Annotated in this window: 9 protein-coding genes and 1 pseudogene; 7 read left to right on the top strand and 3 right to left on the bottom strand. The window is 68.2% G+C overall.

From position 1 onward, the window contains the following. A partial coding sequence (gene queG / locus H3O04_RS30950) for a tRNA epoxyqueuosine(34) reductase QueG (protein WP_202589131.1) occupies positions 1–1,133 on the bottom strand: 1,133 nt, incomplete at its 3' end. Between the two features lie 17 nt (positions 1,134–1,150). Between queG and tsaE the strand changes: the two genes are divergently transcribed. Further along, positions 1,151–1,702, top strand: a complete 552-nt coding sequence (gene tsaE, locus H3O04_RS30945; RefSeq protein WP_034174436.1) for a tRNA (adenosine(37)-N6)-threonylcarbamoyltransferase complex ATPase subunit type 1 TsaE — start codon at positions 1,151–1,153, stop codon at positions 1,700–1,702. Then, complete coding sequence (locus tag H3O04_RS30940) at positions 1,684–3,210, top strand: N-acetylmuramoyl-L-alanine amidase (RefSeq protein ID WP_012329102.1); 1,527 nt, start codon at positions 1,684–1,686, stop codon at positions 3,208–3,210. The genes tsaE and H3O04_RS30940 overlap by 19 nt, the downstream gene beginning before the upstream one ends. A gap of 45 nt (positions 3,211–3,255) precedes the next feature. On the opposite strand, the gene H3O04_RS30935 is transcribed toward H3O04_RS30940, so the two are convergent. After that, the gene (locus H3O04_RS30935; protein ID WP_011694382.1) at positions 3,256–4,134 is read right to left on the bottom strand and encodes an O-acetylserine/cysteine exporter; all 879 of its coding nucleotides are present in this window, start codon (positions 4,132–4,134) and stop codon (positions 3,256–3,258) included. Positions 4,135–4,404: 270 nt separating this feature from the next. Between H3O04_RS30935 and H3O04_RS30930 the strand changes: the two genes are divergently transcribed. Beyond that, positions 4,405–5,286 carry a pirin family protein gene (locus H3O04_RS30930; protein WP_202589130.1) on the top strand — a complete coding sequence of 294 codons (882 nt, stop codon included), beginning with the start codon at positions 4,405–4,407 and terminating at the stop codon, positions 5,284–5,286. Between the two features lie 52 nt (positions 5,287–5,338). Then, a complete protein-coding gene (trxA, locus tag H3O04_RS30925; RefSeq protein WP_011694383.1) occupies positions 5,339–6,187 on the top strand; it encodes a thioredoxin in 849 nt (282 codons plus the stop codon). A 133-nt stretch (positions 6,188–6,320) separates the two neighbouring features. Here trxA and H3O04_RS30920 read toward each other — a convergent pair whose 3' ends face one another. Next, positions 6,321–7,178: a tRNA threonylcarbamoyladenosine dehydratase gene (locus H3O04_RS30920; protein WP_053526310.1), complete on the bottom strand. Its 858-nt coding sequence runs from the start codon at positions 7,176–7,178 to the stop codon at positions 6,321–6,323. A gap of 128 nt (positions 7,179–7,306) precedes the next feature. Here H3O04_RS30920 and pdxH point away from each other — a divergent pair, with 128 nt between their 5' ends. The 3 genes and pseudogenes from pdxH to H3O04_RS36725 all read left to right on the top strand — a co-directional run. Then, a complete protein-coding gene (gene pdxH, locus H3O04_RS30915; protein ID WP_027812771.1) occupies positions 7,307–7,951 on the top strand; it encodes a pyridoxamine 5'-phosphate oxidase in 645 nt (214 codons plus the stop codon). Between the two features lie 121 nt (positions 7,952–8,072). After that, on the top strand, positions 8,073–9,293 hold the full coding sequence (locus H3O04_RS30910; RefSeq protein WP_006477998.1) for an SAM-dependent methyltransferase: 1,221 nt from the start codon (positions 8,073–8,075) through the stop codon (positions 9,291–9,293). Then, positions 9,215–9,493: pseudogene (locus H3O04_RS36725) on the top strand (DUF72 domain-containing protein); the annotation flags it as partial. The gene H3O04_RS30910 and the pseudogene H3O04_RS36725, both read left to right, overlap by 79 nt.

The following is a 9,493-nucleotide window of genomic DNA, read 5'->3' as shown; positions in this document are numbered from 1 at the left end:
GCGAGCCGGTCCGCGCCGGCGCGCAGCGCATTGCCGAGCCCGACCGCGAGATTGCGCAGCCAGCTTTCGTAGCCGATGCGCCGGATCGCGCTGCCCTGCATCCGTGTGTCGAATGCCTCCGCGTCCCACGCGAACAGCTCGACGAGCGTCGCGCGGTCGAGGCCGTGCCGCACGTCGAAATCGGCGACGGGCGCGGCCTGCGCGAACTTGTTCCACGGGCACACGAGCTGGCAGTCGTCGCAGCCGTACACGCGATTGCCGATCATCGGCCGCAGCGGCTCGGGGATGCTGCCTTTCAGTTCGATCGTCAGGTACGAGATGCAGCGGCGCGCATCGACGCGGTACGGCTCGACGATCGCGCCGGTCGGGCACGCGTCGATGCAGCGGGTGCAGCTGCCGCAGTGCGCGCCGGGCGTCTCGGGTGCTGTGTCGGGCGACGTGTGCGCGTCGGTCGGCAGCGGCAGGTCGACGTAGATCTCGCCGAGAAAGAACAGCGAGCCGGCATCGCGCTGCAGCAGCAGCGTGTGCTTGCCGCGCCAGCCGACTCCGGCCTTCTGCGCGAGTTCGACCTCGAGCACGGGCGCCGAATCGGTGAACACGCGGTAGCCGAACCCGCCGATCTCGTGCTCGATGCGCTCCGCGAGTGTCTGCAGCCGGTTGCGCAGCACCTTGTGATAGTCGCGGCCGCGCGCATAGATCGACACGACGGCCGCCTGCGGATCGTCGAGCCGCGCCCGTTCGCGCGCGCGCCAGTCGTGTGGCACGAGCGCGCCGGGCTCGCCAGCGGGCGCGTCGGCCGCGAGCGTTTGGGCCGGCAAATAGGCGAGCCGCACGGAGATCACGCGTCGCGTACCGGCCACAAGTTCGGCCGGCCGCGCGCGTTTCATCCCATGTTTCGCCATATAATCCATTGCGCCGTGGTATCCGGCTTCCAGCCAGGCGGCGAGGCCCGCTTCGGCATCCGAGAGATCGGTATCGCTGATGCCGATCGCCCCGAAACCCAATTCGCGCCCCCACGCCCTGATGCGAGCGGCGAGCGCAGTCAACGCCGCATCGTCGAGCGCGCACGGCGCCGCGCCTTCGTCACGAGTCGAAGGCCTGTCGGATGCGGCGCGTTCCGGTAGTCGGTTCATCGCACTATTTTACGAGAATGCCAGCCACGTCCAGCCAACCGCCTCATGCCACGTTGCCCGCCCCGCTCGCGGAGCGCGTGGTCGCGCTCGCCGACGAAGCGGCAACCGAGGCCTTCGGCACCCGCTTCGCGCACGCGCTCGACGCGGCGCGCCTCGAACTCGACCGCGCGCATGCGTTCGACGGGCTGCAGATCCAGCTGGTCGGCGATCTCGGCGCGGGCAAGACGACCCTCGTGCGCGCGATCCTGCGCGGCCTCGGCCACCAGGGGCGCGTGCGCAGCCCGACCTATACGCTCGTCGAGCCATACGCGCTCGAACGCAGCGATGGGGAACTCGAGGTCTATCACTTCGATCTGTATCGATTCAACGATCCGGCCGAATGGTCCGATGCAGGCTTTCGCGAATATTTCAATTCCACCGCGATCTGCCTCGTCGAATGGCCGCAACAGGCGGGCGCCCTGCTCGGCGTGCCCGATCTGGTTTTCTCGCTCGACGTGGATGGCGACGGCCGTGCCCTCACCGTCCGGGCGTACAGCGCTTCAGGAAAGGCATGTCTCGAAAGATGTTGATCAAACCGTTCCGCTCGATCGAATCGGCGGCCACCGCGACGCACAACTGGCGGCGCCGTCAGATCCTGCGCGCGGGGGCGTCGACGCTGGTGCTCGGTCTCGTCGCGCCGCGGCTCGCGCACGCGTCGTCGGTGCTCGGCGTGCGCGTGTGGCCCGCACGCGATTACACGCGCGTCACGATCGAATCCGACCAGCCGCTGCAGAATAGCCAACAGCTGCTGCAGGGTCCCGACCGTCTGGTCGTCGACCTGAGCGGCCTCGACCTCGACCAGGCGCTGCGCGACCTCGTATCGAAGATCGCGCCGAATGATCCGCAGATCCAGTCGGTGCGCGTCGGCCAGTATCAGCCGCACGTCGTGCGGATGGTGTTCGATCTGAAAGGCTCGGTGAAGCCGCAGGTGTTCACGCTGCCGCCGGTGGGCACCTACAAGTACCGGCTCGTGTTCGACCTGTATCCGGCCGTCGCGCCCGATCCGCTGTCCGACCTGATCGCGCAGACGGAACGCAAGGAACAGGCGCTCAACGACACCACGCGCGCGCAGCAGATGCAGCCGCCGTCCACGCTGTCCGGCCCGGGCACCCCGCCGCCCGGCGCGGGCGACAACAGCGACGCGTTCTTCCAGCGTTTCGCGCAGAACACGCCGGCCACGCCGCACGCGCCGCCGGCCGCCGGCACGCCGTCGACGCCCGCGAAGCCGGCCGTCAAGCCGCCGCCCGTCATCGCGCGCCGCGACGACAGCGACGACGGCGACGACACCTACAAGTTCACCGCGCCGAAATCCGGCAAGGGCGGCACGGTACGCCTGCTGACGGTCGCGATCGACCCCGGCCACGGCGGCGAGGACCCGGGCGCGATCGGCGGCGGCGGCACGTACGAGAAGCACATCGCGCTCGACATCGCGAAGAAGCTGCGCGCGAAGATCGACGCCGCGCCGAACATGCGTGCGATGATGACGCGCGACGCCGACTTCTTCGTGCCGCTGAACGTGCGCGTGCAGAAGGCGCGCCGCGTCGGCGCGGATCTCTTCGTGTCGATCCACGCGGACGCGTTCACGACGCCGTCCGCGCGCGGCTCGTCGGTGTTCGCGCTGTCCGACCACGGCGCGACGAGTGCCGCGGCGCGCTGGATGGCGAACAAGGAGAATTCGTCGGACCTGATCGGCGGCATCAACATCAAGACGGCGGACGCGGCCGTGAACCGCGCGCTGTTCGACATGTCGACGACCGCGCAGATCCGCGACTCGCTGCGCTACGGCAACTACGTGCTGAAGGAAGTGGGCGGCATCAACAAGCTGCACAAGGGCTCGGTCGAGCAGGCCGGGTTCGCGGTGCTGAAGGCGCCCGACATTCCGTCGATCCTCGTCGAAACCGCGTTCATCAGCAACCCGGACGAAGAGCGCCGGCTCAACGACGACAGCTATCGCGACGAGATGGCCGACGCGATCTTCCGCGGCATCAAGCGTTATTTCGCCGCGAATCCGCCGCTCGCGAAGAGCCGGATGGCCTGAGCGCCATCGCTTCCCTGCCGCCGGCACGCAGTGCGTGCCGGCGCGTCACGACGCCGCGAAGCGGCTCAGCAGTTTCCCGCCGAACACGTTCACCGCGAGCCCGCCCATCACGAGCGCGGCGCCGATCAACTGCGCCTGCGTCAGATGCTCGTCGAGCAGCAGCGCCGACGACGCGAGCCCGATGATCGGCACCAGCAGCGAGAATTGCGCGACCTGCGCGGCCGGGTAGCGCGACAGCAGGCGGCTCCACAGCCCGTAGCCGAGCAGCGTCGCGACGAACGCGAGATAAACGACCGCGAAGATCGACGCGCCGTCGAGCCCTGCGAGCGCGGTCGCGATCCGCTGCGGCCCCTCGAACCACAGCGACAGCAGGAAGAACGGCACGGGCGGCACGAGGCTCGCCCACACGACGAGCGACACGAGGTTCGCCTTGCCGACCTTCTTCGTGACGATATTGCCGACGGCCCACATCGCGGCCGAGCAGATCGTCAGCAGGAAGCCCGCGAGCGTCATCGCGCGGCCGCCCTGCGCGGCGATCACGACGAGCCCGCCCGCGGCGATCGCGAGCCCGACCAGGTTCTGCACACGCAGCCGCTCGCCGAGGAACAGCATCGCGAACACCAGCGTGAAGAACGCCTGCGACTGCAGCACGAGCGACGCGAGGCCGGCCGGCATGCCGACGTACATGCCGGTGAACAGGAATACGAACTGGCCGAGCTGGATCGTCGCGCCGTACAGCACCAGCAGCCGCCACGAAATCTGCGGCCGGCGCACGAAGAACACCGCGGGCACGGCCGCGAGCGTGAAGCGCAGCGCGCCGAGCAGCATCGGCGGCATGCCGTGCAGGCCGACCTTGATCACGACGAAGTTCACGCCCCACGCGAGGATCACGACCAGCGCGAGCAGCAAGTCCTTCGGGGCCATCATCGGCGTCTCCTCGATTGTCGAATTGTCGGTATGAAGCCGGTCAGTCTACCGGGTTTCGCCGCCCGGCCCGATACCCGCGCGGCGCGTATGGAATCGGCGGCGTGCGCAGCGGCGGGCGCAGCAGCCTGCGCACCGCGGAGGATGCCGCATGACGCGTGCCTGCCGCGGGTGCATCGCGCCGCGCGCGTTTCGCGCTCCCCCGTCACGCGCACCGCCGCGCCGCCAGTACAATGACCGGCAATCCAGCCGTTCCCCACGAGGCCCGCCATGACCGACTCGATCAAAGCCCTGTTGAAGCCGCACGTGCGCGACATCGGCAACCTGCAGGTGCGCCGCACGCTGCCCGCGCTCGCCGCACGCCTCGTCGGCCCGTTCATCTTCTTCGATCACATGGGGCCCGCCACGCTGCCCGCCGGCACGGGGCTCGACGTGCGCCCGCATCCGCACATCGGGCTCGCGACGGTCACCTACCTGTTCGACGGCGCGATCCTGCACCGCGACAGCCTCGGCTCGCTGCAGGAAATCGTGCCGGGCGACGTGAACTGGATGACGGCCGGCCGCGGCATCGTCCACTCCGAGCGCACGCCGGACGCGCAGCGCGCGAGCAGCCACACCGTGCACGGCATCCAGACCTGGGTCGCGCTGCCGCAGGCGCACGAGACGACCGAGCCGTCGTTCGAGCACCACGCGGCCGACACGCTGCCCAAGCGCGACGAAAACGGCGTGGCGCTGACGGTGATCGCCGGCGACGCGTTCGGGCTGCATTCGCCCGTGACGACGTTCTCGCGCACGCTGTACGTCGCGGCCGAATTCGCGGCCGGCGGCCGGCTCGAACTCGATGCGTCGCACGAGGAGCGCGCGGTCTACGTAGTCGACGGCGCGCTCGCGATCGACGGCACGCCGGTGCCGGCCGAACAGATGGCCGTACTCGCGCCAGGCGCGACGGTCACGCTGACGAGCACCAGCGGCGCGCGCGCGATGCTGCTCGGCGGCGACCGGATGGACGGCGAACGCTTCATCGAGTGGAATTTCGTCGCGAGCAGCCGCGAGGCGATCGAGCAGGCGAAAGCGGCGTGGACGCGCCAGGAAATGGGCAAGGTGCCTGGCGAAACGGAATGGATTCCGCTGCCCGAAGCGAAGCCGCGTTGAAAAAGCGGCGCGCCGCCCCCATCCTGACGATATTCGAACGGAAGAGAACGACATGGACACCACGCTTGCCACATTCGAGAAAGACGTCATCGAGGCGTCGCTGGACACGCCCGTGCTGGTCGACTTCTGGGCGCCGTGGTGCGGCCCCTGCAAGACGCTCGGCCCGCTACTGGAAAAGCTCGAGGCCGATTACGCAGGCCGCTGGAAGCTCGTGAAGGTCAACGTCGACGAGAACCAGGAACTCGCCGCGCACTTCCAGACGCGCAGCATCCCGCACGTGATCGCGTTCGCCGACGGGCGCCCGGTCGATCAGTTCGTCGGCGTGCTGCCCGAGGGCCAGTTGCGCGCGTTCCTCGACCGGCTGCTGCCGGCGGCCGAGGAAGCCGAGCGCCGCGCCGCGCAATATGCGATGGCCGAACAGCGTTTCGACGATGCGCTCGCTCACCTCGAAGCGGCGCTGGCGCTGAACCCCGGCTACGACGACGCGCGCCTCGACCTGATCGAGCTGCTGCTCGCGCGCAACGAGGTCGACGCCGCGCGCGCGGAGACCGAACGCCTGTCGCCGCAAACCGTGCAGAACGGCGACCCGCGCTACCAGGCGATCAAGACCCGTTTCGACGCGCTGGACGCCACGGCCGACCTGCCGCCGACCGACGCGCTCGAAGCGCGCATCGCGGCGAATCCGGCCGATCTCGACGCACGCTTCGACCTCGCGCAGAGCCTGATCGCACGGCGTGCGTACGAAGGGGCACTGGAACAGTTGCTGGAAATCGTGACGCGCGATCGCGCATACGGCGACGATCTCGGCCGCCGCACGATGATCTCGGTGTTCGAACTGGCCGGTGATCGCCCCGACCTCGTCGCCGCGTGGCGACGCAAGCTGAGCATGGCGCTCAACTGAAGTACGACGAGCCGGGCCACGAAAGGCCGGGCCACGAGAGGCCGGGCCACGATGGCCCGGCTGACCTGCCGTATCGCTCGCGGCGCATTACCCGCGCCGCAGCATCACCCTTTCCTGCCCGCGCGTTGCACGTTCAGCCGGCCGCCTGTGCCGCGATCGCCCGCAGCGCATGCGCGGCCGCCGCGAACCCGAAGCTCGCGGTCACGCACACGCTCGAACCGAAGCCCGCGCAGTTGAGCCCCGCGACGTGCGCGGCCGCGGACGGCTCCGCGCCGTCCTCGATGTCGCAGGCCGCCGCTTCCGGGTAGATCAGCGGCTCGTCCGAATACACGGCGCTGACCTTGAAACGCGCCTTCGGCCCGCGCGGAAAACCGTGCTGCTTGCGCAACTGCGCACGCACCTTCGACAGCAGCGGGTCCTGGATCGTCAGCGCGAGATCGTCGATGCGGATGCGCGTCGGATCGAGCTGCCCGCCCGCGCCGCCGACGACGATCAACGGCTGCCGTTTCGCGACGCACCACGCGATCAGCGCGACTTTCGTGCGCACGCTGTCGATCGCGTCGATCACATAGTCGAAGCCGCCGCCGAGCAGCGCGTCGAAATTGTCGGGCTCGACGAAATCCTCGATCCGGTTCACGCGGCATGCGGGATCGATCAGCGCGATACGCTCGGCCATCGCGTCGACCTTCGGCTTGCCGTAATTGCCGTCGAGCGCATGGATCTGCCGGTTCGTGTTGCTTTCCGCGACGTTGTCGAGATCGATCAGCGTCAGCGTGCCGACCGCGTTGCGCGCGAGCGCCTCGGCCACCCACGACCCGACGCCGCCGATCCCGATCACCGCGACGTGCGCCCGCTCGAACGCGGCGGCCGCCGGCGCGCCATACAGGCGCGCGACGCCGCCGAAACGCCGCGCGCGATCCACGTCAAGCTGGATTTCCGGGGTCGGGGTAAGATCGGAAGAACTGGGCGGGGCAGCGTCGGCGGAGGACATGGCAGCAAGGAAAACGTAAGTCGTGCAGCCCTCTATTCTGCCTGAACTCCCCGCTCCCACGCGCCACTGTGCACGCACGATTTTCGCGCGTTCGCTATACTGGCCCCAGATTGAAGCGTTTGCATAACATGACGACTCTCGCCGATCTCCGCATCAACTATTCACGTGCTTCGCTCGACGAAGCCGATGCCGCCCCCGACCCCTTCGCCCAGTTCGATCGCTGGTTCAAGGAGGCGCTCGCCGCCAAATTGCCCGAGCCGAACACGATGACGCTCGCGACCGTCGGCGCCGACGGTCGGCCGTCGGCCCGGATCGTGCTCATCAAGGGCGTCGACGAACGCGGGTTCGTCTTCTTCACCAATTACGAAAGCCGCAAGGGTCACGATCTCGCCGTGCATCCGCAAGCCGCGCTGCTGTTCTACTGGATCGAGCTCGAGCGCCAGGTGCGCATCGAAGGCCGGATCGAGAAAACCAGCGCGGAAGAAAGCGACCGTTATTTCGCGTCGCGCCCGCTCGGGTCGCGCATCGGCGCATGGGCGTCGGAGCAGAGCGCGGTGATCGACAGCCGCGCGACGCTCGAAGCGCGCGAGAAGGCCGTCAGCGAGCGCTACGGCGACAACCCGCCGCGCCCGCCGCACTGGGGCGGCTACCGCCTCGTGCCCGACTCGATCGAGTTCTGGCAGGGGCGCCCGTCGCGGCTGCACGACCGCCTGCTCTATACGCGCGACGCCGCGGCGGCGCCGGGCTGGACGATCTCGCGCCTGTCGCCGTAAGCGCGGCGCCGGCGCGCGCCGGTCGTGTCTCGTGTTGCATCCGGGTGCCCGCGCCGCAAGCGGCGGGCGCCGGTCAGGATACTTGGCTGTATTCGATTCAACGAACAAACGGAGAATCCAAATGTTCTGGGAAAAGAAGCTGGCACAGTGGGCGGATGAAGTACGGGCGAAAGCGAACATACCGGCGCGACTCGTGCTATGGAACGGCGATCAACTCGATTTCGGCACCTTCAGCGCGCCGCAGGTCACGCTGAAGGTAAACAGCGCGTCGGCGTTGCCGCTGCTGCTCGAACCGAGCCTCGACAATCTCGGCGAGGCGTACGTGAAGGGCAAGATCGACATCGAAGGCAAGCTGTCGGACATCATCAACATCGGCTACTCGCTCGCGCGCAGCACCGTGACGAGCGCCAGCAAGCTCGCACGCGTGAAGCGCTACTTCAATCACACGAAGAGCACCGACAAGAAGGCGATCCAGTACCACTACGACGTCTCGAACGAGTTCTATCAGCTGTGGCTCGACGAGAACATGGTGTACTCGTGCGCGTACTTCGAAAACGGCGACGAGGATCTCGCCACCGCGCAGATCAAGAAGATCGACCACATCCTGACGAAGATCCAGCTGCAGCCCGGCCAGCGCCTGCTCGACATCGGCTGCGGGTGGGGCGCGCTCGTGCTGCGCGCCGCGCAGAAGTTCGGCGCGACGTGTCTCGGCGTGACGCTGTCGCAGAACCAGTTCGACCTCGCGACCGCGCGCGTGAAGGCCGCGGGGCTCGAAGACAAGATCGAGATTCGTCTGCAGGATTACCGCGAGATCGAAGGCCAGTTCGACCGCATCACGAGTGTCGGGATGTTCGAGCACGTCGGCCGCAAGAACCTGCCGCTCTACTTCTCGCGCGTGCACGACCTGCTCACCGACGACGGCATCGCGATGAACCACGGGATCACGTCGACCGACGCGGAAAGCGGCGAAACGGCGCTCGGCGGCGGCGAATTCATCGATCGCTACGTGTTCCCGGACGGCGAACTGCCGCACATCAGCCTCGCGCTCGAAGCGGCGCAGCGCGGCGGACTCGAGGCGGTTGACGTCGAAAGCCTGCGCCGGCACTATGCGCGCACGCTCGATATCTGGACGGAAAACTTCGAAGCGAAAGCGGAAGAAGCGAGAAAGCTCGTCGACGACGAAAAATTCCGTATCTGGCGCGTGTATCTCGCCGGCTGCGCGTATGCGTTCGAGCACGACGACGTGTCGATCTTCCAGATCGTGTGCCGCAAAGCCGGACGCAGCGCGAAAACGCTGCCGTGGTCGCGGCGCTACATGTACGAACACGCGCTGCCGCGCTAGGCGGCGCATCACGCTGGGCATGCATGGGTGACGGCAGGACGCGGCGCAAGGCGCCGCCGCAACGACAGCAGCGCGACGACACCGACGAGTCGCACGCCGACGGGCAATTCGACCTGTTCGGCGTGCCGACGGATGCCGCACGCGCGTCGTCAGCGGACGACGAACGCCTCGCCAGCCCGGATGAGCACGTGATGCCGGAC

Source organism: Burkholderia sp. KCJ3K979 (assembly GCF_016759955.1).
In the GTDB taxonomy this organism is placed as follows: Bacteria; Pseudomonadota; Gammaproteobacteria; order Burkholderiales; family Burkholderiaceae; genus Burkholderia; species Burkholderia orbicola.
Note: the sequence above shows the minus strand (reverse complement) of the source record. Positions and strands in the feature narration are given on the sequence as shown.

Coding starts and splice junctions, on each gene's coding strand:
- tsaE (WP_034174436.1), top strand. CDS start 1,151: ATGCCAGCCACGTCCAGCCAACCGCCTCATGCCACGTTGCCCGCCCCG.
- pdxH (WP_027812771.1), top strand. CDS start 7,307: ATGACGACTCTCGCCGATCTCCGCATCAACTATTCACGTGCTTCGCTC.
- H3O04_RS30920 (WP_053526310.1), bottom strand. CDS start 7,178: ATGTCCTCCGCCGACGCTGCCCCGCCCAGTTCTTCCGATCTTACCCCG.
- H3O04_RS30930 (WP_202589130.1), top strand. CDS start 4,405: ATGACCGACTCGATCAAAGCCCTGTTGAAGCCGCACGTGCGCGACATC.
- trxA (WP_011694383.1), top strand. CDS start 5,339: ATGGACACCACGCTTGCCACATTCGAGAAAGACGTCATCGAGGCGTCG.
- H3O04_RS30910 (WP_006477998.1), top strand. CDS start 8,073: ATGTTCTGGGAAAAGAAGCTGGCACAGTGGGCGGATGAAGTACGGGCG.
- H3O04_RS30935 (WP_011694382.1), bottom strand. CDS start 4,134: ATGGCCCCGAAGGACTTGCTGCTCGCGCTGGTCGTGATCCTCGCGTGG.
- H3O04_RS30940 (WP_012329102.1), top strand. CDS start 1,684: ATGTCTCGAAAGATGTTGATCAAACCGTTCCGCTCGATCGAATCGGCG.